We start from the raw sequence: 23,496 nt of genomic DNA, 5'->3' as shown, positions 1-23,496 counted from the left end.
ATATAGCAATACGCCATAATTTCGGGACCCACATGGACCTACGCCACCGCAACAACGTTACTGTGATGGGCCGTGGGGCTTCGACCCTGGTGTTTTCCCATGGATTCGGCTGCAACCAGGCCATGTGGAAATACTTGGCACCGCAGTTTGAAGACCGCTTTCGCGTGGTGATGTATGACTTGGTGGGCGCCGGTCTGTCTGACCTGAGCGCCTTCGACAAGACCAAATACAACGTGCTGGAAGGCTACGCCCGCGACCTCAACGAGATCATCGACGCCTATGCCGAAGGCCCGGTGATTCTGGTGGGGCACTCGGTCAGCGCGATGATCGGCACCCTCGCCGATCGCCTGAGCCCCGGCCGTGTCGCTGCCCATGTGATGATCGGTCCCTCACCGCGCTATATCGATATCGATGACTACGTAGGCGGCTTCAAGCGCAGCGATATCGACGACCTGCTCGACACCCTCGACAGCAACTACCTCGGTTGGTCCAGCGCCATGGCCCCGGTGATCATGGGCGCGCCTGGGCAACCAGCGCTGAGTGACGAACTGACCGACAGTTTCTGCCGCACCGAACCGGACATCGCCAAGCAATTCGCGCGCGTCACCTTCATGTCCGACAACCGCCAGGACGTGATCGGCCTGACCACCCCGGTGTTGATCCTGCAATCAAGCGACGACCTGATTGCCCCCGTGGCCGTGGGCGAATACCTGCACCGCGTGTTGCCCAACAGCACCTATTGCCTGGTGGCTAACGTCGGCCACTGCCCCCACATGAGCGCGCCGCAAGCCTGCGCGGCGGCCATGGACACATTCCTCGCGCCTTGGGCGGTTTCCCGTGCCCACTGAGCTGTTCGACAGCGCCGCCTGCGCCCTGGCCGTCACCTCGGAAGACGGCACGATCCTGCAAGCCAACGCGCGCTTCAGTGATTGGCTGGGGTTCAGCAATGCCGAGTTGTGCGGCCATCGCTTCCAGGACCTGCTGACCATAGGCGGGCGGATCTTCCACCAGACCCACCTGGCGCCGATGCTGCGTATGCACGGCAGCGTCACCGAAGTGAAGTTGGACATGCTGCACCACGACGGGCACAAGGTGACCGTGCTGCTCAACGGCAACAAACGCGAACAGGCCGGCGCTGTAGTGCACGACCTGGCGTTGTTCGGCACCACCGACCGGGACAAGTACGAGCGCGAGTTGCTCAACGCACGCAACTTGGCCGAAGCGCTGCTGCAGGAAAAGACCGCTACCGAACTGGCGCTGCACCAGGCACAGGCCGAACTGAGCGAGGCCTACGCCATTGCCCAGCGCCGCGCACTGTTTGCCGAGCAGATGGTTGCGATTGTCAGCCATGACCTGAAAAACCCCCTTACGGCGATCCGCATGGCGTCGGACTTTCTCAACCGTGGCGAGCGCACCGCCAAAGAACGCCAGCTACTTGGGCATATCGGCCAATCATCCGAACGCGCCCAACGCATGATTGCCGACCTGTTGGACTTCACCCAGGCCCGGGTCGGCCAGGGCATCAGCATCAAGGCGGCGCCGCTGGACCTGCATGACGTGATTCATCGCACGGTGGATGAGCTGCGTGTGGCATTCCCCAAAGCGACGTTGGAGCATCAGGCCAAAGGCAGTGGCGGCGCGTGTCTGGACGCAGACCGTGTGCAGCAGATCATCGGCAACCTGGTGGCCAACAGCGTGGCTTATGGCGACCCGCTGCTGCCCATCACCATCACCTCGAACCTGGGTGATGGCGCGTGTGAAGTCGCCGTGCACAACCACGGCCCGGCAATTCCCGAAGCCTTGCTGACCGGGCTGTTCGAGCCCATGACCCGCGGCACCGACCAGGGCAGTGACGTACGCAGTGTGGGCCTGGGGCTGTATATCGTGCGCGAGCTGGCCAAAGTGCATGGCGGCGATGTGGCGGTGAGTTCCTGCGCCAACGCCGGCACCACGTTTACGGTGAAGTTTCAGGACAGATAGACACTGCCCTGCATGATCGGCTCGACACTGCCGGTCAACACCACGCCGCCCTCACCCGCCCAGTGCACGGTGACCGTGCCGCCATCGCACTGCACCTGCACCGTGGCATCCAGCAAGCCGCGCCGGATGCCATTGACCACCGCCCCGCAACAGCACGAACCGGAACCCAACGGCACGCCACCGCCACGCTCCCAGATGCGCAGGCGGATATGCCCACGGTCCAGCACCTGCACAAAATGCACATTGGTCCTGGCCGGGAACAACGGATGAAGCTCCAACGCCGGACCTACTGCGGCCACATCAATGGCGTTGATGTCGTCGACAAAAAACGTGCAATGGGGATTGCCCATGCTGCACGCCGCCGGGCTGCCGTCGATCGGCAAGGTGCCCGTGTCCATGGCCTCGGCCAGCGGCACTGATGCCCAGTCCAACGACGGCTCGCCCATGTTCACCGACACCCGCCGCCCCGACTCGCGCACGCAGGTCAGCAGGCCACGGTCAGTGCGCAGCACAACCGAATCGCCGCCGATTTCATACATCAAACGGTCGGCCACGCCTCGGGTGGCGCTCCCGCAGGTTTGCAGCGCTGTGCCGTTGGGGTTCCAGAACTTGATACGCGCGACGGCATCTTCGCAATCAAGCACCACGGCCAGTTGATTGAAGCCGATGCCAGTGTGGCGATTGCCCAGGCGGCGGGCGATCTGTGGGGTGATCGGGTCGTCCAGGCCACGGCGGTCGACGATGATGAAGTCATCGCCATGGGCGTGCATTTTTACGAACTGCAAGGGCATGGAGTGTCCTGGGGTCGACCTGTGGAGGAAGTGGAGGATACCCTGAACCCGCCCCTGTGAACTATCGAAGGACCGAACCATGCTTATCGTCTTCAGCGGCTTGCCCGGCACCGGCAAGACCACGATTGCCCGCGAACTGGCACGCCGGTTCAATGCGGTTTACCTGCGCATCGATGTCATCGAACAAGCGCTTCGCGATGCAGCTGTGGTGCCGGGCGCCAGCGGCTATGGCGTGGCGAACGCTCTGGGCTTGAGCAACTTGCAGTTGGGGCATACGGTGGTCGCCGACTGCGTGAACCCGGTGCAGGAAAGCCGCGCGGCGTGGCGAGCAACTGCCGCAACGGCGGGGGTGGCGTTGGTCGATATCCAAATCGTTTGCTCTGATACGCGCGAGCACCAACGCCGCGTCGAAAGCCGTGAGAGCGATATTCCAGGGCTAATTGCGCCGAGCTGGCAGTCGGTATTGGTTCATGAATACGAACCTTGGAATGACGCGCCATTGACGGTCGACACCGCCCAGATCGATGCGGCGCAGGCTGTTGAAAAGCTCCTCAAGCACTTGCGCCGTTGATTGCCGCGCAACAAAAGCGATCAAGTTGTTGATAACCATTATCAACCACCGCTAAACTCCGCGCCCTCTCACTTCCCAGTCTGTGCCACGCGGCACAGTCGCGCGCAGGCAGCTGACTCTCTTGGCGGATGAAAAACTCCAGCTTTACCTGACCCACCGGGCCGCGCTGCTGGACTATGCCACGCCCATCGTGGGCTGCCGCGCGCGCGCCGAGGACGTGGTGCAGGAAGCCTGGTTGCGTTTCAGCGGCCAGGATGAGCAGGCCGATATCCGCCACCCGGCCAGCTACCTGTACCGCATCGTGCGCAACCTTGCCCTGGACCTGACGCGCCGCACCGCCACCGAGCGGGTGCAGCCCGGTGGCGACGAATTGCTCAACGACTTGCCCTCCAGCAGCGCCTCCCCTGAGCGTGAAGTGAGCAGCCAGAATGAACTGGAAGCCATCTCCCGCGCCTTGGCCCAATTGCCCGAGCGCACCCGCCGCGCCTTTGAAATGCATCGGCTGGGCGGATTCACGTTGCAACAGGTAGCCGCCGCTTTGGGGGTGTCGACTGCATTGGTGCATCAACTGGTTCACGACGCGCTGCGCCACTGCATGGACTGCCTGGAGGTGGACGATGACTGAGCGCACCGAAACTTTTCTGAAAAAAAACTCTGCTGATGCGTCTTTTGCGGTGAAGGGCGAATCCATGGGATCCTGCCCGCCGTTTTTTGCCTGCGGAGATACGCCATTCATGCCCACCGAGGATAGCGCCAACGCCCGCCGCGACCAGGCCCTGGACTGGCTGATGCGCGTGCAACAGGCCCCGCTGGATGCGGACCTGCGTGGGCAAGTGGCCGATTGGTGCGCAGCCAGCGAGGCCAATGCCAAGGCCTATCGCAAGGCTGAACGCGTATGGCAGTTGACTGGGCATGTAGCGCCGGTCAGCGCAGAACATTGGCCACAGCCCGCAGCGCCACTGCAGCGTTACACCGCCCGCCCGCGCCGGGTTCGACGCTGGGTCGCCGCTGCCATCGCGGCGTGTCTGGTGGTGGCGTTGGCGCCGAGCCTGCTGCTGCGCTGGCAAGCCGATTACCGCACCGGCGCTGGGGAAACCCGCGACATCACCCTCAGTGACGGCAGCGTGGTGCAACTCGACAGCCATTCGGCGATTGCCGTGGACATCGCCGACAATCACCGCGATGTGCGATTGCTGACCGGCCAGGCGTTTTTCAAGGTGACGCCGGACAAGAGCAAACCCTTTCATGTATTGACCACGACATTGCGCGTGACCGTGACCGGCACCGCGTTCAACGTCAATGCCACGCCGGATGATCCGAGCGTCGCCGTGCAACAAGGCTCGGTCAATGTCACCGATGCGCAAGCCCGCCGCACCCTCGCCAGCCTGGTGCCGGGGCAACGCCTCACCTTGCGCGCCGGGCGCGCCGAACTCGGCAGTTTTTCCCCCAGCCAGGCTGCTTCCTGGCGTCAGGGCCAGTTGATTGCCGATGACCTGCCGATCAACGAGGTACTGGAACAACTGCGCCGCTATACACCCGCCATCATTGTGCTGCGCGATAAGCAACTGGGTGCGCAGCGGGTCACGGGGGTTTACGACCTGCGCAAACCCAAGGCGGCGCTGCAGGCCGTGCTGCAACCCTACGGCGCAAAAGTCAGCGCCTACAGCCCGTGGCTGCTGGTGTTGAGCAAGTAATTTCCCGGCATTTAAAAATAATTCAGCTTTTTTCTGAAAATCCCCCGCGCTGTCCCGTCTTCTGTCCCGCGCGCAGCAATTGAGATTTATTCGTATTCATTGACTGGCCGGTTTTTTGTGCCGGCGCGGGGATCTTTGCATGACACACACCCTTCACCCGTTCGGTACGCCGGGCACGTGGCCGCTGCGCCTGAAAAAAGGTGCTGCCGCCAGCGTGCTCGGGCTTTGCTGCGCGTTTGGCCCGCTGCCGCTGGCCCTGGCGCAACCCGATGCGCCCGCCTCGGGCCACGTGTTCAACATCCCGCCGCAGCCGCTGGCCGGCGCCTTGATCGCCTTCGGCCTACAGAGCGGCAAGCAAGTGAGCGTTGACCCGCAGCTGCTCAAGGGCGTGAGTTCCCCCGGTGTGAATGGCGACATGAGCAACGACGCTGCCCTCGCTTACCTGTTGCAAGGGACCGGCATCGGCTGGGGCTATCAGGATGGCGCGCTGGTATTCCATCGCCTGCCCAATGCCGCTGCTGGTGAACCCTTAATGCTGGACAGCACGGTGGTGCTGGGTTTCACCCAGGAAAACTCGTTCCAGGGCGCCACCGTTATTGATCAAAAGGCGATCCAGGCCTTCCCCGGCGCCAATGGCGACATCACCACGCTGCTGCAAATGCACCCTAGCGTGCAGTTCAGCGGTGCGCAGCAGAGTTCTAAGACCCCCGGAGAAATCGACCCGGCGGACATCAGCATCAACGGTGCCAAGTTCTACCAGAACAACTTCATGATCGACGGTATCTCGATCAACAACGACCTCGACCCCGGCGCCCACGGCTACGGCGAAACCCGTCAGTTCGATGCAGCACCGAGTCGCTCCCACGGCATCGCCCTGGACGCCGACCTGCTGCAGGAAGTGACGGTCTACGACAGCAACGTGCCCGCCGAATATGGGGGATTCAACGGTGGTGTAGTCGACGCTATCACCCGTCGGCCCACGCAGGCGCTGCACGGTAAATTCTCCTATTCCATGAGCCGGTCGGCGTGGACGAGTTACCACATCACCGAAAAAGACCAAGCTAACTTCGACAACGCATCCAACGAGCAATACCAGCCCGAGTTCGAGAAGACGACGCTGCGCGGCAGACTCGAAGGCCACCTGACCGAAGACTTCGGCGGCATCCTGAGCTTCTCGCAAAAGCGCTCGGTCATTCCGTTGAACACCTACACCGGGGGCTACAACAGCCCCACCGGCGAGAACACTCGGGACCAGACGCGTCAACTCGACAACTACATGGTCAAGTCCTACTGGAACGTCAACGACAGGCTCAGCCTCGACGGTTCATTTATCCAGGCGCCCCAGGAAAACACCTATTTCCGCGAAAACTACCGCAACGCTGATTTCACCAACATCAACGGCGGCTGGCAGGGCTCGGTCAAAGCCGTATGGGAAGGCGACACGGCGCGCTGGTCGCACACGCTGGCGGTCAGCGACCTCAACAGCTCGCGCCGCTCCGAATCCAATGACGCGATCGCCTGGTTCTACTCCACGACCAAAGACTGGGGTCGCCCGGAAACTACCAACTCCCGTAGTGGCGAGGGTGCCTATGGCAACCTGGACCAGACCCAGAGCAGCATCGACTACAAACTCAAGGCTGACTGGCAGGCCTTCAACTGGGCGGGCACCGAACACAAAGTGGTCACCGGCCTGCAACTGACCCGCACCCAAGCGACCTGGGAGCGGGAAAAAATGGCCACCTCCGCCACCATCAACAAGCGCGACAGCATTGCCACCTGCGCCAACAACGACAACCTGTGTTCCATCGGTACGCTGCTCAACGGGTCCACCCGCCAGTGGGCCGGTACGCGCCTGGAGTACGGCGCCGGCAAGATCGACCTGACGGAAAACAAATACGCAGTGTTCGTCGAAGACGCGATGCAGATCGGCAAGCTCGGCCTGCGTCCGGGGTTACGCCTGGAAGGCGACGACTACATGCAACAACAGAACCTGGCCCCACGTTTTGCCGGTGACTACGACTTCTTCGGTGACCGCAGTACCGTGCTGGTATTCGGCGTCAACCGCTACTACGGCCGCAACCTGTTCAAATACCGCCTGGCCGACGGTCGCCAGGGTTTTAACACGCTCTACACCCGCACCACCCAAGACGGCGCGTGGCGTTCAACTCAAGTGGAAAACCTGAACAAGCTGACCGACCTCAAGGTGCCCTACGATGACGAATGGACCCTGGGGCTTGATCAGGTTTGGCTCGACACCGACTTTCGCCTCAAGTACGTGCACCGCGAAGGCAAGGACAAAATCGTCAAGGCCTCCTCTCGCGTGCTGGGCCTGGGAGCACAAGCCGGCTATGACAGCATCTACTACACCTACACCAACCAAGCTTCCAGCGAGAGCGATAACATCAGCCTGACCATCACCCCCAAAGGGGAATTCAATTGGCAAGGCACCCGCACCAGCGTGCAAGCAGCCTTTGACTGGTCACGCACCAAAGACGCCTACGGCACTTACGAGTCAGGTATCGACGCCGATGAATTCGCCGATGCTGACGTGATCTACGACGGCAAGCGCATGGCCTATAGCGACCTGCCTGCCAGCGACTTCAATCGCCCCTGGACAGCCCGCCTGACCACCATCACCGAGATCCCGCAGTGGAACCTCACCGTCAGTAACTTCCTGCGCTATCGCGGCCCCTACGAACAGATCGTCAGCACCAGTAAAACCGTGACCGTCGACGGCGATGACCTGGCGGTGTACGACGCCGCGACTGTCAAGGCCGCCCCCACGTGGGACATGCGCATCAGTTGGGAAATCCCCACAGGCAAGGAGCAGGCGCTGTTCGCCGCGGTGGACATCACCAACGTCACCGACCACGTCAACGAGATCGTCGGCAGTGGCAGCTCGACCGTCACCTATGAAGTCGGCCGCCAATATTGGCTCGAAGTCGGCTACCGCTTCTAACCAGCCACCTGATTAGCCTGGAACCCTTGATGAATAAGTTACTTGCAGGCCTGCTCGGCCCACTGCTGCTGTGCGCCTGCGCATCGCCCGTCACCCAAGAACCGCTGCCGTGGGCGCCCCAGGTGGTGCGCGGCCAACTGGCCAATGGCTTGGAATACCGCTTGGTGCAGGACAGCACCCAAACCGGTCGCCTGGACCTGCGCCTGACCGTGCGCGCCGGCTCGGTGGATGAAGACGACGACCAGGTGGGCGTGGCCCATATGCTCGAACACCTGACCTTCCGCAGCCGTGCGGGCCAAGCCAGCGACCTGCGTGCGCAGATGACCGCGTTGGGTTGGGTGCAGGGCCGCAACTACAACGCCATGACCAGCTATGACCGCACCCAGTACCTGCTCAGCCCCATGGCCGGTACCACGCAAACACCGATAGCCTTGGAAAAGCTTGCGCAACTGGTGTTCGCGGGTGATTACAACGCCGCAGACCTTGAGCGCGAACGCCCCATCGTCATCGAAGAATGGCGCGGCGGCCTTGGCGTGGCCCAACGCATGAATGACCAACGCGCGGCCACTCAACGAGTGGGTTCGCGTTACCCGCAACATCGCACCATCGGCAATGAAACGGCGATCCGCGAAGCGTCGCTCGGTGCCTTGCAGCGCTTTCAACAGCGTTGGTACGTACCCAATAACATGGTGTTGTCGGTGGTCGGCGACTTCGAGCCACAGCAGTTGACGCAGCAGATCCAGCAGGCCTTTGGCACCCCCCTCGCCAAGGCACTACCGGAACGTGAACACCGCGAACTGCCTCTCGATAACCAGCTCAAAATCTTCCGCCTGCAAGACCCGCAAACCGGCAGCAACCAAGTGTCCCTGCTGTTTCGCCTGCACGAACCGGACAGCCGTGGCATCACGGCCGAAGCCAGCCGCGAGCGTTTGGTCGACCGCATGGCCCTGTCGGCGCTGTTGGCCCAGTTACGCCGCCAACCCCTGCCATCCGGCGTGCGCAGCCTTACGGCGCAGAAGACCTTGATCGGCGAGTATTCCAGCGTACTGGGTGTCGCGGCCGGTGTTGACGGTGCTCATCATGACGATGCCCTGAAGCAACTGCTGACCGAGTTGGAGCGTGTGCGCCAACACGGGTTGACTGCGCAGGATCTGGACCGGGAACGGAGCAAAATCCGCTTATTGGCAGACGCCATGCTGGCCAAGGATGAGTCGCGCACCTTCGAGCAATGGGTGACCTCGCTCAACGATGCCGCCGTGCAGAACCGCCCCGTCGTCGCGCCGCATCAGATCGCCCAGCGCACGCTTAACGCGCTGGACACCATCGACCTCGCAGCCCTCAATGCCCGCCTGAACCGTTGGCTGAACAGCCCCGACCAAGTGCTGCAATTCACCGCGCCGGGCAACCGTGTGGTGCGCCTTCCGAAGGTGGACGATGTGCAACAGTTGCGCGCGTCCATTGCCCACTCATCACTGGCAGCGCCGCAGTCGGCCCCGCCGGTGGCACCGCCCGCTGCCACCTTCACACTGCCATCGGCTGGAGCACCCGGTTCGGTGCTGGGCAAACGCAGCTTTACCGCTGAACAGGTCGAGCACTGGCAACTGAGCAACGGTGATCGCCTGGTCTGGCTGCGCCGCAATGCCGAAGACGGCCAATGGCGACTGCAAGCCGAATCGTCCGCCGGTTACGAGCGCCGCAACGTACCCGCCTGGCGCCTGCAAATGGCGGCGCAACTGGGCAACCAGAGTGGCGCGCCAGGATTGGAGGCGTGGCGTAAACAGCACAAGGCAACCTTGAGCCTTGAACAAAGTGCTACGCGCCTGCAATTAAGCGCCCACTCAAACGCCTCGATTGTCGCCCTGACCACACTGCTGCAAAGCTATCGCCAGAGCCAGGTGGGCGCGCCGATCGATGACGAACTGTTCAGCGCTGCCCGCGATGATCTGCTGACCCGCGTGAGCACCCGACCCGACGCCATCGCCGCCGCCCGACGTGAACTGCGCTACGGCGTCGACACCTGGCAAGCCCCGGATCAACACGCCTTGGAGGCATTGCAATCAAGCACCCTGAATGAGGACTGGCAGCAGCTCACGCAGGCCCCGGTCACCTACTACCTGATGGCGGACATGGATCCGGCGCACCTGGCAAAAGCCGTGGTCGAGCAACTGGCCAATATCCCGCGCGGCGTTGCCCAACCCGGCCGCCCTGCCCTGCAAAAACCCGGTCAACGCCGCGCCGACATCGCCGTAGCCCTGGAACCTCGCGTGGTACTCGAAGCCAACAGCTTCAGCGAACAGCCATGGACGCCCGAAGCGGCGGCCCGTGTCGCAGCCCTGCGTGAACTGGCCAACCAGCAGCTCAAGCAACGCCTGCGTGGCGAGGCGTCCGGCGTCTACCGCCTGCGCTTCGACAGCGAACTGAACCCCGACACCCAGCGCATCGAAAGCCAGTTGAGCTTCACCTGCGACCCCCAACGCGCCGATGAGCTGTGGGCGCTGGCCCAGCAGACTCTGGCGCAGTTAGGCCATTCAGTGGATGCCAAATGGGTCGCTGACGAACGCATGGAACTGCGCCGTCAGGAGCGAAAGCGCTTGCTCGATCCCACCACCCAATGGCGCCGCCTGTTGCTCAGCGAACGCCAATGGCAAGACCCGCGCTACCTGAGCCGCCAGACCCGTTTGCCGGACGGCCTGCGCCTGGAATTGCTCAAACCCTTGGCCAGCCAGTTGTTCCCGGCGAATAACCAAGTGCTGCTGCGCGTCCTGCCAACGGTGGATTCCCCTTGAAGAGTCTGCGTACGTTCTACCGCCTGGCCGCGCCGTTCTGGCGCCAGGGCTCGCAGTGGCTGGGCTGGCTGATGCTGGTCAGCATCATCGGCATGGGCCTGTTGATCGTACAGATCAATGTCTTGATCAACGCCTGGAGCAAAAGCTTCTACGACACCCTCGGCGCATTCGACACGCCTGCGCTGTACGCGCTGATGGGCCGCTACGTGATTTACCTCGGCGCCTATGTGCTGATCGTCGTCGCCCTGGACTGGGTGCGCAAAGCCTTGGTGCTGCGTTGGCGCCAGGCCATGACCGAGCAGTTCACCCATGCCTGGCTCGCTGACCAGGCCTTCTACCGCCTGGGCCTGAACGGCGAGCCGGACAACCCCGACCAGCGCATCAGCGAGGACGTGGATATCGTTGCCGACCTGAGTGTGGAGTTGGTGGCATCGTTCATCATCAACATGGCCCAGGTCGGTGCTTTCATGAGCATTCTCTGGCAACTGTCGGGGGTTCAGACGTTCAGCGTCGGCGAATACAGCATCACACTGTCGGGCTACCTGGTGTGGATTGTGGTGCTCTACACCCTGGCCGGCAGCTTGATCACCCACTGGGTCGGCCGTCCGCTGCACCGCCTGAACGTGGACCGCCAGCACTATGAAGCTGACTTTCGTGCCAGCCTGCTGCGCAAGCGTGAACACGCCGAACAGATCGCCCTATACCGGGGCGAGGCGGTGGAGCGCGCGCACCTGGCTGAGCGTTTCCAGGCGATTGCGCACAACTGGCGGCAACTGATGGGCCGCGAGCGTAACCTCAGCCTGTTTACCGTCAGCTATGAACGGGTCAGCCTGATCATTCCGGTGTTTGCCGCCCTGCCCGCGTTTCTGGCCAAGACCATCACGTTAGGCGGGTTGATGCAGATCCGCAGCGCGTTTGGCGCGGTGCAAGGCTCCCTCAGTTGGTTTATCAAGCTGTACCCGAAGTTGATGCGCTGGAGTTCGGCGGTGGAACGGCTGGGGCAATTTGAACACGCCATCGCCGCCAGCCGCTGCCAGGCCCAGGCACCGGTGATTGGCGACTGCCTGTGCGTCAGCGGCCTGGATGTACTGCGCCCTGACGCGGGCCTGCTGCTGGGCGATGTGTCAGTACAAGTGGCTCAGGGGGAGTGGCTGTTGATTGCCGGCCGCAGTGGTATCGGCAAATCCACGTTGCTGCGCACCTTGCAGGGCCTCTGGCCGTATTGCCGGGGCGGCTGGCAATTGCCGCCAGGGCGCAGCCTTTTGCTGCCGCAGAAGCCTTATCTGCCGAGCATGCCGCTGCGTCAGTTGCTGGCTTACCCTGCGGTTGAAGTGCCAAGTGGCGTGCGCTTGGTTGCCGTGCTGCTACAGGTGGGGTTACCGGGGTTGGTAAAGCGCCTGGACGAACAACGTGAATGGGCGCGGGAACTGTCGGGCGGTGAACAACAGCGCATCGGTCTGGCGCGCGCGCTGCTGTATGCGCCGGATACGTTGTACCTGGATGAAGCGACCAATCAGCTCGACGAGGCCAGTGCGCATGCCCTATTGGTGCTGGTGCGTGAGCAATTGCCTGAATGCACAGTGATTGGCATCAGTCATCAGGTGGCGCTGGCGCCACTGTTTGATCGCACCTGGTCCCCTGAAACGGCACAAAACGCTGGGGTTGTGGCAGGTTTTGAGGCTGCTGCGCAGCCCAGCGCGGGACAAGCCCGCTCACCACAGAAAGAGCACTGACCGGGGACTAGAGCACGCTGCCCATCGCCTTCATCAACACCAGGTCCCGCGCGTAAATATCCGGCGCGTAGACCAACCCACCCTGGCGGTCGACTTCAACCGTCCAGTAACCGAGCAACACCGGCACCGGTGTGGACAGCCTGAATTCATGGGTCACGCCAGTGGCCAGCAGTTCATCGGTGCGCGCGCGTTCGGCAGGGCTGACCAGCAGATCGCGCAGCAACAACGGTTGTTCCACCCGCACGCAACCGGAGCTGAATGCGCGAGGGCCTTTGGTGAACAGCGGCTGGCTCGGGGTGTCGTGCAGGTATACCGAATACGGGTTGGGAAAGCGCATCACGATCTTGCCCAACGGGTTGCGCGGCCCGGCTTCCTGGCGCAGCAGGATATTGCCGGGGCGCGCCCAGTCGATCTGCTCGGGCGCCAGCGGGTGGCCTTCGGCGTCGAGCACTTGCAGGTTTTGCTGGCGCAGGTATTCAGGGTTCAGGCGGATGGCCGGGAGTTTATCCTCGCGCATGATGGTCGGCGGGATCGTCCAGGTGGGGTTGAGCGTCAGCCGGGTGATGCGGGATTTGAGCAGCGGCGTCTGGCGTTCGGCGCGGCCCACTTGCAGGCGGGTTTGCCACACCGGGATGCCGCTCTGGTACACGCTCAATTGCGCAGCGGCGACGTTGACCAGCACGCCTTCGGGCTCTAGGTCCTGGGCCAGCCAGCGGAAGCGTTCAAGGTTGATGCGCAGTTGCTCGCGGCGCATGGCCGGGCTGATGTTGAGTTCGGCCACGGTGCCGGCGCCGATCACACCGTCCGATTGCAAGGAGTGGCTGACCTGGAAAGCCTTCACCGCCGTGACTAACTCAGGACGGTATTGCTTGCCGACGCCCTTCGGTTCGCTGGGCAGATAACCACCGCTGTAGAGCCGCCGCGCCAGTTCCGGAACGCGTGGATCTTCCATACCGGGACGCAACAACGGGCCGCTGCCAACCGCCTCCCAATGGGGCAATGGCTGCTGGCGCACCGTGGAATAGGCATTGCGCAGGCTGCGGTACAAATCTGCGCTGGGGCGGGCCTGGTCGAACGCTTGCGCCATGTCATTCAAGCCGATGGCGGCAAAGGCCAGCACGTCGGTGTTGGGATCGCGGGTGGGAGGCTGGGAATGCCACAGCGGTTCGAAGCGCGATTGCTGCAGCCGGCCGAAGTGCAAGTCCTGGAGGGCTTGCAGGTAGTGTTGGCTGCTGTCGATATCGCTGCACAGTACGTTTTGCGTGGCGTGCGGCGCGGGCAGACTATAGTGGGTGGGATCCAGGCCATCGTCGGCGAGCATCAGCAATTGCGTTTGGAGTGCTTGGCGGCGCGTCTCGTCCGACCATAACGGTGCATCGCCTTGCTGCTGATAGAACGCTTGCAGGCGCGCAAGGGCTGGCGCGTCGATCTGCGGCGCCAGGCCTGGGCAAACACTGGGCAACTGCGCCAGGGCTTGTTGCAACGGAGCCAGGTCCACCGGCGCGGGGGTCGTGACCGGCAGCGGTTCCACCGGCAGCGCATCCGCTGTGGCGACCAATGGTGCAACGAGCAGGCAAATGCTCAAGTAACATGCGTGTTTTTTGAACAATGGCTTGGCTCCAATCCACAGTGGGGGAGATGTACTGTAGATGCTGACTTTTATGTATCGCCTGGGAATCGCCTTGAGTTTGGCTGTATTGAGCAATTCTGCGCTCGCCGCCAATGGCAACCCTCCTTCCTTGTATAGCAGCCTGGCGCGCTCGGCTCCAGAACTCAATCCCACTGTGCTGAAAAGTGCCCTGAGCGCGATGCAGTGCGCGGTCAGCAATGGCGAGGAACGCTCCGAGCGCCTGGCCGTGATTGACTATTCTCAGCCGTCGACCGCCCGTCGGCTGTGGATCTTCGACCTGCGCAAGAAAACCCTGGTGCTGCGCGACCTGGTAGCCCACGGCGCCAAGTCCGGGGAGAACTTCGCCACCCAGTTCTCCAATACCGAAGGTAGCCATCAATCCAGCCTGGGCCTGTTCCGCACCCAGGAAAGTTACCTGGGCACCCACGGTTACTCGCTGCGCATGGATGGCTTGGAGCCGGGGTTCAATGACCAGGCCCGTGATCGCGCCATCGTGATTCACGCCGCCGACTACGTAAGCCCGCTGTGGAGCAAGCGCGAAGGCCGTATCGGCCGCAGCCAGGGTTGCCCGGCGGTGCGCCCGCAGGTGGCGCGCCAGGTGGTGGATAAACTCAAGGACGGGCAGTTTATGTTTTCGTGGTACCCCGACCAGCGCTGGTTGAAGTCCTCGACGTACCTCAATTGCAAACCCCAACAGGTGGCAAGTAGTCGTACAAACCGTGGCGGTTAGCCTGTCCCCACAGATAAAAGAGAGCGTTCAATGCTTCTACACCAATCGACCTGGATCGAGATCGGGCAGTTTCTGGAGCGCAGTCGCACGGTGGTGATCCCCATCGGCTCCAACGAGCAGCACGGCCCGACCGGTCTGCTGGGCACCGACTGGATGTGTCCGGAAATCATCGCCGTTGAGGCGCAAAAAAACGCCGACATCCTGATCGGGCCGACCTTCAATATCGGTATGGCCCAGCATCACCTGGGTTTCCCCGGCACCATTTCCTTGCGCCCTTCCACCTTTATCGCCGCGATTGGCGATTGGGTGCGTTCGCTGGCCGGGCATGGTTTCGACAAGATCCTGTTCCTCAACGGCCATGGCGGGAATATCGCAACCATCGAGGCGGCGTTTTCCGAGCTGTACGCCGAAGCCAGTTTTGCCCGTCGACCCGCCGGCTTCGCCCTGAAGCTGGTGAACTGGTGGGACCTGGAAGGCGTCAGTGACCTGGCCCACCGCCAATTCCCGGTAGGCCACGGCAGTCATGCCACGCCGTCAGAGATCGCGGTGACGCAGTGGGCGTATCCGGACTCGATCAAGTCGGCCGACTATTCGCCGCAGATCGCCAACACCGGTCCGATCCGCGAAGCCCTGGACTTCCGTGCACGCTTCCCCGATGGACGCATGGGCTCGGACCCGGCGCTGGCGACGGTGGAGAAAGGCGGTGAATTGGTGGCGTTGGCGGCTCAAGGGCTGGTCAAGACCGTCAACAGTTTCAGCAACGAAGCCAAAGCCTAGGTCGAGTACACATCAACCTGTGGGGAGGGGCTGCCTCGCAGACCAGCGCAGGGCAAGCCTGCTCACCACAGCAAGCCTCCTCCCACATTGGATGTGTGTGCTACTTACATTCCTGCGCCGCCAACTCCAGTCGCGACGGCGTTAACGCCGACGCCAGCGGCTTGCGCTCATACAGGAACACCTTGGCGCCCTCTCCAGCCTTGTACGCTTCCAGCACATCGTCGGCCGCAATCTTGCTGGTCAACACCGCGCGGGCGTGGCGCGAGTTCTGGGTCACGGTCGACGTAATCCCGTGTTTTTCCAGCTTGGGCAAGACGCATTGGAAATAGGCGTCAGTGCCTTTGCTGGTTTGCAGGGTCAAAGTTGGAGTGTTTGGGGCAGAGACACAGCCGGCCATCAAAAGAGCCGTAGCCGGTACAAAAAAAGAGCGCATGAAAAAATCCTGATATTGAATATAAACGTTCACATCAACCGGCACGTACCAGCGCCTTGAGCGACGCATCAAACTGCTTCAAAGCATCCAACTGCACATCCCGCTGCTGCTCGATCTGCGCGGCAATCTCCGGCGCGTCCTTGTCACGGACCCACACCGACGGCACCTGCTTGTGCACCGAGCCTTCGGCCTTGGCGATGTATTGCAGGTCGGCGTCATAGAACCGCGCAATAAAGCGCGCCTCGACCTGATCGTTACGCTGGGTGAGCAGTTGATTATGGGTATCGAGCATCACCACTACATCGGGATGAGCCTGCACCAAGGCATCCAGGTTGTCGTAGACGGTCACCGACAAAAAGGCGCCCTGCAGCGAACTCATCAACCAATCAATGGCCAACTCCGGGTCGGAGCTGTTGACGAACGCCTGGCGGATACGCCCGTCGAGGGCATCCTTGGCGCCATTCAAGGCCATATCGTGGTAGCGTTCCAGATAGCTGAGGTTGTCGCGAGTATTGTCGCTCAACAACACACCTACTGACTGCGTGTGCTGCAGGGAGTTTACGCTACCGGCGATGGGTAGCAAATGGCCTGTACGCAGTTCGCCGGCGATGGCCGCGTTGCTCACTGCCACCGTACCCAGCATCAGAATCATTAGACCAAGCTGAATAATCGTCCTCATCGCGCATTTCCTTGAACAGCGTCTCGATGAAGGGATTTTGCGCTTTCCGTGCGAAAACAGAACTTGCGTTGCGTGATGGTGACTATTATCTGAAGCGATAGTGTTGCGATAAAACCGATAAGGAGCCGCCATGAAGCCCCACCAGAAAACCTTCGACCGCATCCGTGAAGCCGTCTTGCCGGAATTTCGCGAGAGGGTCGCCGATTACCTGGTCGACTATGAAACCGTGCTGCAGGACATCAACGCCGACGCCGACCAAGTCTGTGCCAGCGCCCAACAACTGCGCGGTTACCTGCGCGGCTTGAACACCACGCGGGTGCTGGGCATGGCCGATTGGGAAGACCTGGATCGGCGTGTGGAACACATCACCGCAAACGCTACAGCGCAGGACGTTGCTGATTGACCCATTCCTGCACCGACGGCCGCTGCCACTGACGCTGGGCATACGCCACCAACTCAGCCGGTACGCGGTCGCCGTTGAGGATCAGGCGGTTGAGCATGATCGCCAGATCCACATCAGCAATCGACCACTCACCGAACAAGTTCGTCGGGTTACCCGCCAACAACGCCTGCGCCCCAGTGATCAACCGCTTGGCGGCCGCTTCGGCCACGGGTGACAACGGCGGCATCTGCTGGCCGTAGAACACCACCAGCGTGGAACGCTCCTGACGAATTGGCAGCAAATCACTGCGCAACCACGCCTGTACCTGCCGCGCCCTCGCCCGCTGCTTTGGATCGGCGGGGTACACCGCTGTCCCAGGGTAGGCCTCTTCCAGATACTCGGTGATCGCCGAAGATTCCGACAACGCAAAGTCACCTTCCACCAGGGTTGGCACCCGTTGGGTCACAGACAGCCGGGCGAAATCGGCGGTCTGGTTTTGCGCGGCATCCAGGTCCAGGGTAACCAGTTCGAAGGCCAGGCCCTTTTCACGCAGGGTGACGAACACCGACATCGCGTAGGGGCTGGTGAACAGCGAATCAACGTAAAGGCGCAACGGGCTCTGGCTCATGGGCAATCTCCTTGAATGAGCCCTCACGCTACGAGATGTGCGCGGATAAAGACAATGCAGGGTTTTTATGGGGGCATTCCTGGCGGGAATACTGCTTAAAACGCCTGAATATCGACCTCGCCCGTGTAGGGCTGCCGGTGGGTGCCTACACGTCCTTTATAGATCGGTTTTGGGTGGGCGTCTGGCGTCTGGCGCCCCCCCCAACACGCTCGACAGTGGACCGTGTTTACCCTTTAGAAGTCCACCGTTGCCGATAGCTTCACCGTGCGTGGCTCGCCCTGGGTCAGGTAGTTATTGGCGGTCGACGCCGACGCCCAGTACGCCTTGTTCGCGACATTCTCGACGTTGGCGCGCAAGGTGATGAACTTGTCGTCGGCCTTGAAGCCATAACGCGCACCGAGGTCAACACGGGTCCAGGCCGGAATGCTGAGTATGTTGTCAGCGTTGACGTACTCGCCGCCGGTGCGCAGCAGCCGTGCGTTAACCGCAGCGCCCTGGATGCCCGGAATGTCCCAATCGGCGCCCACGTTGAACTGAAAACGCGGCACACCGGCGGCGCGGTTGCCGTCGGTGAGGCCGTTGGCGGTGCGCTTCAACTCGGTGTTCATCCAGGTCGCACCGGCCAGCACGCGCAGGCCGTCGAGGGGTTCGCCGAAGACGTTGAGTTCCACACCTTTGTTGATCTGCTGACCGTCGACGCTGAAGGTATGGGTGCCATTGGCGTTGGTGTTGGTCGCACTGTTCGGCTGTTCGATGCGGTAGACACCAAGGGTAGCGCCATAGCTGTCCCAATCGAACTTGACCCCGGCTTCGGTCTGTTTGCTGCGGTTGGGCGCAAAGACTTCGCCGGGGTTGGTCACGTTGGTCAGCGGCGCCGTCGGACCTTGGGCCAAGCCTTCGATTCGGTTGGCGTAGAACGCCACATGCTCCCAAGGCTTGACCACCAGGCCATAAACCGGCGTGGTGATCGACTCGGCATAGTTGGCACTGCGCACGCCGGTGGTGGTGTTCCAGGCGTCCACTTCGATGGTCTGGCGGCGCACGCCCAACGTCAGCAATACGCGATCGTCGATAAAGCCCAAGGTGTCGGACACCGCAGCACTCTTGATGCGGTTTTTGCCAACGATGCGTGGGTCGTGCACATCGCTGCCGAAATAGGTGACGGTCGGGCGCGCTATCTGGGTCGGGTTGTACAGATCGCCGGGCTTGCGATTGCCCCGCAGGATCGCTTCAAACGCCGAACGCTGTTCGCCCCAGACTCCCGACAAACCGACGTTCATCTGATGGGTCACCGGCCCAGTGCTGAAGTGCCCGTTCAAACCGGCCATGGCACTCTTGTTGTCCTCATCATGGGGAGAATACAAAAAGCCCACTTGCCCGGCACCGTTGTTGCCCACATACAACGACGAATACTGACCATTCTCCCGCGTGTGCTTGGCGCCGCCGCCCACGTACGCCGTCCAGTTGTCATTGAGGTCGTACTCGGCATTGAACATGCCGTAGGTGTCTTCCAACTCCGACCAGCTCCAATCCTGGGCGTAGTTATGCTTCGCCGATGGCGCCTTCGGCACTTGGGTACCTGTGGGGTAGACCACCGAGCGACCGCTGTTGATACGCTCTTTCTGGTAGCCGAAATCGGTGGACATGCGCAGGCGCTCGCCACGGTAATCCAAGGCAATGGCGATCAGTTGTGAGCTTTTGAATTCATCCTCGATGGCCGTGTCACCGCCGTGTTTGGCCAGGTTGACCCGCGCACCGAAACGGTTGTCTTCGCCAAAGCGCTGGCCCAGGTCGAGGTGCCCACCGGCCTGGCCGTCGGTGGTGGTGTCGAGGCTGATGCTGCGGGTCGCGGTGTCTTCGGCGCGCTTGGGCACCAGGTTGACGCTGCCGCCAATCCCGCTGCCCGCCGGCGATACGCCGTTGACGAAGGCGTTGGGGCCTTTGAACAACTCCACACGCTCCAGGGCCTCGGTGGTGACGATCTGCCGGGGCAGCACGCCATAGAGGCCGTTGAAAGCAATGTCATCGGTGTTCAGTGGCAGGCCGCGGATGGTAAACACTTGGGAGAAGTTACCGAACCCGGAGGACTGGCGCACCGACGCGTCGTTGAGCAACACGTCGCCCACGGTGCGCGCCTGCTGGTCGGCGATGGTTTTGGAGGTGTAGCTGACCACGCTGAACGGCACGTCATTGATCGAGCGATTGCCCAACACCCCCAGGCGCGCCGAACGCGCTACCTGGCCACCGCCATAGGTGTCCACCTCTGCCCCACTCGTTTCGGCGCTGATGGTGGTGGCGCCCAGTTGCAGCACGTCGCCAGTGGCCTCGGGGACCACGGTGTAGCCGCCGCTGCCGGTGCTTTGCACGGTGTAGCCGCTGCCCTGGAGCAGTTGCATGAAACCCGATTGCGCAGTGTAGCTGCCTTGCAGGCCCGGACTCTGTTGGTCATTGAGCAGCGCGGAATCAAACGACAGCGGCACACCGGATAACGCCGCGAACTGCGCCAACACATTGCCCAAGGGCCCCGGCGCGAGGTCATAGCTGCGCGCGGCGCCCGCGACTGTCTCTGCTGCCATGGCGCTGTGCAGCGGTGCGAGAGTGGCAAGCGCAACAGCCAGGCTCAGCGCCTTGAGGGGACGGGGGCAAACGAGGTGCAGTCTGGCGTTCATGGGCGTTCCTGTCGGCGCGGTGCAACGTTGAGGGTTCTCCCCTACACCGGACGACAACGAAAAAGGTATCAGCGAATCTGAAAGAAATTTCAACGCGGCTCGACGGTGACCCAGTAGCCGGTCAAGCGGCTGACGGTCACCGGCAGGGTTTCCTGCAACAGGCGCAGGCTGGCATCGGTATCACGCAGGGGGAATGCGCCGGAAACGGTCAACCCCGCCACACCGGGGTGGCAACGCAACACGCCGGCACGGTAGCGCCCCAGTTCGTCGAGCAAATCCGCCAGGCGCATATGCTGGGCCAGCAGCATGCCGTTCTCCCAAGTCATGGCGCTGACATCCAGCGGCCCAACCGCCGCCACGCTGTCGTTGCCAAATGCGCTCTGCTCACCGGCCTTGAGGATCAACCCACGCTCGGCGTGGGTAGGAAGCATCTCCACCGCACCTTCGATCACGGCCACGCGGCTGATGTGCTCACCGACACGCACGCTGAAGTGCGTGCCCAGCGCACGGGCGGTGCCGTGGCGGGTTTGTACGATAAACGGACGATGGCTTGGCGCAGGGTCCTTGGCGGTGGTGATCATCACTTCGCCTTGCAGCAGTTCAATGCGCCGTACCTGATCGGTGAAGCCGATATTCAACGAGCTGGCGGTGTTGATCAGCAGCCGCGTACCGTCAGGCAAGGTCAAATTGCGTTGCTCGCCGATGGCGGTGCGCTGGTCGGCCGCCCACGACTCCCAGGGCTTTTGCTGCAAGGCCAGCCACGTCGCCGGACCTGCCAGCAGCAACAACCCCAATGCCTGGCGCCGGCCAAGGGATTTTTTGCGGCCGATACGCTTGAGGGTGTCGCCGGCAATCGCACTCGGCACGCTGTTGAAGTCCCCCAGAATCGCCTGCGCACGCTGCCAGGCCTGCGCGTGCTGGGCGCTGCGGCCTTGCCATTGGGCGATGGCGCGGTGGTCTTCGTCGGTCGCGCTGCCGGACTGCAACTGCACCATCCAGTCGGCGGCTTCGCCCAGGATCAGCGGGTCAATCGACGGGTTCATGCCACGCTCAGGCAGGCGAGGAAAGCATCGCGCATATAGCGTTTGACCGACACCAGCGACACCTTCAACTCATCGGCAATCTGCTGGTACGTCAGGCCATCGAGCTGCGACATCAGGAACGCCTGGCGGGTTTTCTCGGGCAAGTCACGCAGCATGGCTTCGATACGGTACAGCGCTTCGAGAATCAGCCAGCGGGTTTCCGGCGATGGCACTTGCTGCTCGGGCAAGTGGGCGATGGTTTCCAGGTAGGCGCGTTCGACCTCCTGACGACGCCAACTGTCGATCATCAGGCCCTTGGCAATATGAGTGAGCAACGCCCGTGGCTCGCTGCCAAAACCGGCGCAGCTCTGGCGACTCAACAACCGCACGAAGGTGTCGTGAGCCAGGTCGGCCGCATCGCTGGCATTGCCCAGTTTGCGGTCGAGCCAGCGGTACAACCATCCGTGGTGTTCGCAGTACAGCGCCTGAATAGGCAGGTTGAGGGGGGACGACATGCGATTCACCGGCACCAAGGCCACGGAGTAATTAAGAATTGATCGCATTCTAGTCTGGGTGACGGACCTCAGCAATGTGCAATTTAATGTTATAGGATAACATCCACTTTCCACCCAGCCCTGCGACCACACCCATGACCGATGCTGTTCCCCTCCGTCAACGCCTGCTCTCCATCGACGCCCTGCGCGGCCTGGTGATCCTGTTTATGCTGCTCGACCACGTTCGCGAAACCTTCCTGCTGCACCGTCAGGTCGGCGACCCGATGAGCATCGACAACACCGAACCTGCGCTGTTTATCAGCCGCACCCTCGCCCACCTGTGCGCGCCGGTGTTTGTCTTACTCACGGGGTTATCCGCGTTTTTGTACGGCCAGAAATACCAGGGCCGCCGCGATGTGTCGGCGTTCCTGTTCAAGCGCGGGTTGTTCCTGGTGGTGCTGGAATTCACCCTGGTCAACTTCGCGTGGACCTTCCAGCTCCCACCGAGCGTGATCTACATGCAAGTGATCTGGGCGATTGGCATCAGCATGATCGCCCTCGCCGCCCTCGTGTGGCTGCCGCGCCCGCTGCTGATCATCGTGGCGCTGGTGATCATCGGCGGGCACAACCTGCTGGATGGCGTGCACTTTGCTCCAGGTTCGGCGCTGCAGAATCTGTGGGCAATCCTGCATGAACGCAGTTGGATCGACGTATCCGCCGACCTGCGCTTGCGCACTACCTATCCGGTGTTGCCGTGGATCGGTGTGATTGCACTGGGCTACAGCATCGGTCCGTGGTTCGCCAATGCCACAGTGCCTGCAGCGCGCCAGCGCCATCTGTTGCTGGCCGGTGCGGGTTCGTTGATGGGGTTTGTGATGTTGCGTGCGGTCAACGGCTACGGCGAGAAGCCTTGGCAGACGTACGAGAGCGGCGTGCAAACGGTGATGAGCTTTTTCAACGTGACCAAATACCCGCCTTCGTTGTTGTTCCTGGCGTTGACGTTGGGGATTGGACTGTTGCTGCTGTTGGCGTTTGAACGCGCGGGGCATAAACGTTGGATCGGAGTATTGGCCGTGTTTGGTGCAGCGCCGATGTTCTTTTACCTGCTGCACCTGTACGTGCTGAAAGTGCTGTATGTAGCGTGTGTGGCGGCGTTCGGCCTCAACCATGGCAACTACTTCGGGTTCGACAGCATCGGTGCCGTATGGCTGGCGGCCCTGTTGCTGCCGCTGGTGCTTTACGTGCCAGTGCGCTGGTTTGCCGGGCTGAAGGCGCGTCGACGGGATCTGGCGTGGCTCAAATACCTCTGAGCGTAGATTCAATTGTGGGAGGGGCAGTGTGGCGATGCTACAGGCCCTGACTACGATGTCTCCGAGTCAGGATGCTGGCTGAGTACATATCCGTTGCTGCGATAACGGCGGCTTACGGTTTCGCCCTTACGGCGACCGGATTCTTAAGCCGAACTCCGTCCAAATGTGGGAGGGGGCTTGCTCCCGATGAGGGTGTGTCAGTTGATGCAGCTGTGACTGACCCACTGC

Annotated in this window: 20 protein-coding genes; 12 read left to right on the top strand and 8 right to left on the bottom strand. The window is 62.0% G+C overall.

The genetic code is table 11. The features are described from left to right. The first annotated feature begins 32 nt into the window (after window positions 1-32). Both AOA61_RS17400 and AOA61_RS17395 read left to right on the top strand, forming a co-directional pair. On the top strand, window positions 33-848 hold the full coding sequence (locus AOA61_RS17400) for an alpha/beta fold hydrolase (protein ID WP_099602237.1): 816 nt from the start codon (window positions 33-35) through the stop codon (window positions 846-848). After that, complete coding sequence (locus AOA61_RS17395; RefSeq protein WP_095184496.1) at window positions 838-1,980, top strand: PAS domain-containing sensor histidine kinase; 1,143 nt, start codon at window positions 838-840, stop codon at window positions 1,978-1,980. The genes AOA61_RS17400 and AOA61_RS17395 overlap by 11 nt, the downstream gene beginning before the upstream one ends. Here the strand turns inward: AOA61_RS17395 and dapF are convergent. Next, window positions 1,968-2,771 (bottom strand): diaminopimelate epimerase, encoded by an 804-nt coding sequence (gene dapF, locus AOA61_RS17390; RefSeq protein WP_099602236.1) that lies wholly within the window; start codon window positions 2,769-2,771, stop codon window positions 1,968-1,970. The two genes, AOA61_RS17395 and dapF, sit on opposite strands and share 13 nt — an antisense overlap. Before the next feature lie 79 nt (window positions 2,772-2,850). Between dapF and AOA61_RS17385 the strand changes: the two genes are divergently transcribed. From AOA61_RS17385 to AOA61_RS17360, 6 genes are all read left to right on the top strand, one after another. After that, window positions 2,851-3,342, top strand: a complete 492-nt coding sequence (locus tag AOA61_RS17385) for an AAA family ATPase (RefSeq protein ID WP_032889472.1) — start codon at window positions 2,851-2,853, stop codon at window positions 3,340-3,342. A 121-nt stretch (window positions 3,343-3,463) separates the two neighbouring features. After that, window positions 3,464-3,967 carry a sigma-70 family RNA polymerase sigma factor gene (locus tag AOA61_RS17380; RefSeq protein WP_032889474.1) on the top strand — a complete coding sequence of 168 codons (504 nt, stop codon included), beginning with the start codon at window positions 3,464-3,466 and terminating at the stop codon, window positions 3,965-3,967. Window positions 3,968-4,076: 109 nt separating this feature from the next. After that, window positions 4,077-5,036 (top strand): FecR domain-containing protein, encoded by a 960-nt coding sequence (locus tag AOA61_RS17375; RefSeq protein WP_032889996.1) that lies wholly within the window; start codon window positions 4,077-4,079, stop codon window positions 5,034-5,036. Between the two features lie 139 nt (window positions 5,037-5,175). After that, the gene (locus tag AOA61_RS17370) at window positions 5,176-7,995 is read left to right on the top strand and encodes a TonB-dependent receptor (protein WP_099602235.1); all 2,820 of its coding nucleotides are present in this window, start codon (window positions 5,176-5,178) and stop codon (window positions 7,993-7,995) included. Window positions 7,996-8,024: 29 nt separating this feature from the next. Further along, window positions 8,025-10,781 (top strand): M16 family metallopeptidase, encoded by a 2,757-nt coding sequence (locus AOA61_RS17365; protein ID WP_099602234.1) that lies wholly within the window; start codon window positions 8,025-8,027, stop codon window positions 10,779-10,781. Next, window positions 10,778-12,514 (top strand): ABC transporter ATP-binding protein/permease, encoded by a 1,737-nt coding sequence (locus tag AOA61_RS17360; protein WP_099602233.1) that lies wholly within the window; start codon window positions 10,778-10,780, stop codon window positions 12,512-12,514. Before AOA61_RS17365 ends, AOA61_RS17360 begins: the two co-directional genes overlap by 4 nt. Before the next feature lie 7 nt (window positions 12,515-12,521). On the opposite strand, the gene AOA61_RS17355 is transcribed toward AOA61_RS17360, so the two are convergent. Further along, window positions 12,522-14,123 carry a murein L,D-transpeptidase gene (locus AOA61_RS17355; RefSeq protein WP_099602232.1) on the bottom strand — a complete coding sequence of 534 codons (1,602 nt, stop codon included), beginning with the start codon at window positions 14,121-14,123 and terminating at the stop codon, window positions 12,522-12,524. A gap of 40 nt (window positions 14,124-14,163) precedes the next feature. Between AOA61_RS17355 and AOA61_RS17350 the strand changes: the two genes are divergently transcribed. Both AOA61_RS17350 and AOA61_RS17345 read left to right on the top strand, forming a co-directional pair. Then, a complete protein-coding gene (locus tag AOA61_RS17350) occupies window positions 14,164-14,874 on the top strand; it encodes a murein L,D-transpeptidase catalytic domain family protein (protein ID WP_099602231.1) in 711 nt (236 codons plus the stop codon). A gap of 30 nt (window positions 14,875-14,904) precedes the next feature. Further along, entirely contained in the window at window positions 14,905-15,651 is a 747-nt protein-coding gene (locus AOA61_RS17345; RefSeq protein ID WP_099602230.1) for a creatininase family protein, read from the top strand. Window positions 15,652-15,751: 100 nt separating this feature from the next. Here the strand turns inward: AOA61_RS17345 and AOA61_RS17340 are convergent, their stop codons facing one another. Further along, entirely contained in the window at window positions 15,752-16,084 is a 333-nt protein-coding gene (locus tag AOA61_RS17340; protein ID WP_032890002.1) for a lipoprotein, read from the bottom strand. 34 nt (window positions 16,085-16,118) lie between these two features. Beyond that, window positions 16,119-16,763, bottom strand: coding sequence for a hypothetical protein (locus AOA61_RS17335; RefSeq protein WP_032889485.1), 645 nt, complete (start codon window positions 16,761-16,763; stop codon window positions 16,119-16,121). A 130-nt stretch (window positions 16,764-16,893) separates the two neighbouring features. Here AOA61_RS17335 and AOA61_RS17330 point away from each other — a divergent pair, with 130 nt between their 5' ends. Further along, window positions 16,894-17,166 (top strand): hypothetical protein, encoded by a 273-nt coding sequence (locus AOA61_RS17330; protein ID WP_032889487.1) that lies wholly within the window; start codon window positions 16,894-16,896, stop codon window positions 17,164-17,166. Here AOA61_RS17330 and yfcF read toward each other — a convergent pair. The 4 genes from yfcF to AOA61_RS17310 form a co-directional block, all read right to left on the bottom strand. Further along, complete coding sequence (yfcF, locus tag AOA61_RS17325) at window positions 17,141-17,773, bottom strand: glutathione transferase (RefSeq protein ID WP_099602229.1); 633 nt, start codon at window positions 17,771-17,773, stop codon at window positions 17,141-17,143. The genes AOA61_RS17330 and yfcF overlap by 26 nt on opposite strands. Window positions 17,774-18,006: 233 nt before the next feature. Then, window positions 18,007-20,442: a TonB-dependent receptor gene (locus AOA61_RS17320; RefSeq protein ID WP_099602228.1), complete on the bottom strand. Its 2,436-nt coding sequence runs from the start codon at window positions 20,440-20,442 to the stop codon at window positions 18,007-18,009. Window positions 20,443-20,531: 89 nt separating this feature from the next. Next, complete coding sequence (locus AOA61_RS17315) at window positions 20,532-21,485, bottom strand: FecR domain-containing protein (RefSeq protein WP_099602227.1); 954 nt, start codon at window positions 21,483-21,485, stop codon at window positions 20,532-20,534. Then, entirely contained in the window at window positions 21,482-21,979 is a 498-nt protein-coding gene (locus AOA61_RS17310) for a sigma-70 family RNA polymerase sigma factor (protein WP_095184486.1), read from the bottom strand. Before AOA61_RS17310 ends, AOA61_RS17315 begins: the two co-directional genes overlap by 4 nt. A gap of 134 nt (window positions 21,980-22,113) precedes the next feature. On the opposite strand from AOA61_RS17310, the gene AOA61_RS17305 reads away from it, so the two are divergent. Further along, on the top strand, window positions 22,114-23,268 hold the full coding sequence (locus AOA61_RS17305) for a DUF1624 domain-containing protein (RefSeq protein ID WP_099602226.1): 1,155 nt from the start codon (window positions 22,114-22,116) through the stop codon (window positions 23,266-23,268). Window positions 23,269-23,496: the final 228 nt, after the last annotated feature.

Origin of the sequence: Pseudomonas sp. 2995-1 (assembly GCF_002742505.1) — a bacterium.
GTDB classification, from domain to species: Bacteria; Pseudomonadota; Gammaproteobacteria; order Pseudomonadales; family Pseudomonadaceae; genus Aquipseudomonas; species Aquipseudomonas sivasensis.
The sequence above is the reverse complement of the archived record's forward strand: the minus strand, read 5'-3'. Positions and strand labels throughout refer to the sequence as shown.

What these genes read in the sequence shown, in the direction of transcription:
- AOA61_RS17400 (WP_099602237.1), top strand. Translation starts at nt 33, where the DNA reads ATGGACCTACGCCACCGCAACAACGTTACTGTGATGGGCCGTGGGGCT.
- dapF (WP_099602236.1), bottom strand. Translation starts at nt 2,771, where the DNA reads ATGCCCTTGCAGTTCGTAAAAATGCACGCCCATGGCGATGACTTCATC.
- AOA61_RS17385 (WP_032889472.1), top strand. Translation starts at nt 2,851, where the DNA reads ATGCTTATCGTCTTCAGCGGCTTGCCCGGCACCGGCAAGACCACGATT.
- AOA61_RS17375 (WP_032889996.1), top strand. Translation starts at nt 4,077, where the DNA reads ATGCCCACCGAGGATAGCGCCAACGCCCGCCGCGACCAGGCCCTGGAC.
- AOA61_RS17370 (WP_099602235.1), top strand. Translation starts at nt 5,176, where the DNA reads ATGACACACACCCTTCACCCGTTCGGTACGCCGGGCACGTGGCCGCTG.
- AOA61_RS17365 (WP_099602234.1), top strand. Translation starts at nt 8,025, where the DNA reads ATGAATAAGTTACTTGCAGGCCTGCTCGGCCCACTGCTGCTGTGCGCC.
- AOA61_RS17350 (WP_099602231.1), top strand. Translation starts at nt 14,164, where the DNA reads ATGCTGACTTTTATGTATCGCCTGGGAATCGCCTTGAGTTTGGCTGTA.
- AOA61_RS17345 (WP_099602230.1), top strand. Translation starts at nt 14,905, where the DNA reads ATGCTTCTACACCAATCGACCTGGATCGAGATCGGGCAGTTTCTGGAG.
- AOA61_RS17340 (WP_032890002.1), bottom strand. Translation starts at nt 16,084, where the DNA reads ATGCGCTCTTTTTTTGTACCGGCTACGGCTCTTTTGATGGCCGGCTGT.
- AOA61_RS17335 (WP_032889485.1), bottom strand. Translation starts at nt 16,763, where the DNA reads ATGAGGACGATTATTCAGCTTGGTCTAATGATTCTGATGCTGGGTACG.
- AOA61_RS17330 (WP_032889487.1), top strand. Translation starts at nt 16,894, where the DNA reads ATGAAGCCCCACCAGAAAACCTTCGACCGCATCCGTGAAGCCGTCTTG.
- yfcF (WP_099602229.1), bottom strand. Translation starts at nt 17,773, where the DNA reads ATGAGCCAGAGCCCGTTGCGCCTTTACGTTGATTCGCTGTTCACCAGC.
- AOA61_RS17320 (WP_099602228.1), bottom strand. Translation starts at nt 20,442, where the DNA reads ATGAACGCCAGACTGCACCTCGTTTGCCCCCGTCCCCTCAAGGCGCTG.
- AOA61_RS17315 (WP_099602227.1), bottom strand. Translation starts at nt 21,485, where the DNA reads ATGAACCCGTCGATTGACCCGCTGATCCTGGGCGAAGCCGCCGACTGG.
- AOA61_RS17310 (WP_095184486.1), bottom strand. Translation starts at nt 21,979, where the DNA reads ATGTCGTCCCCCCTCAACCTGCCTATTCAGGCGCTGTACTGCGAACAC.
- AOA61_RS17305 (WP_099602226.1), top strand. Translation starts at nt 22,114, where the DNA reads ATGACCGATGCTGTTCCCCTCCGTCAACGCCTGCTCTCCATCGACGCC.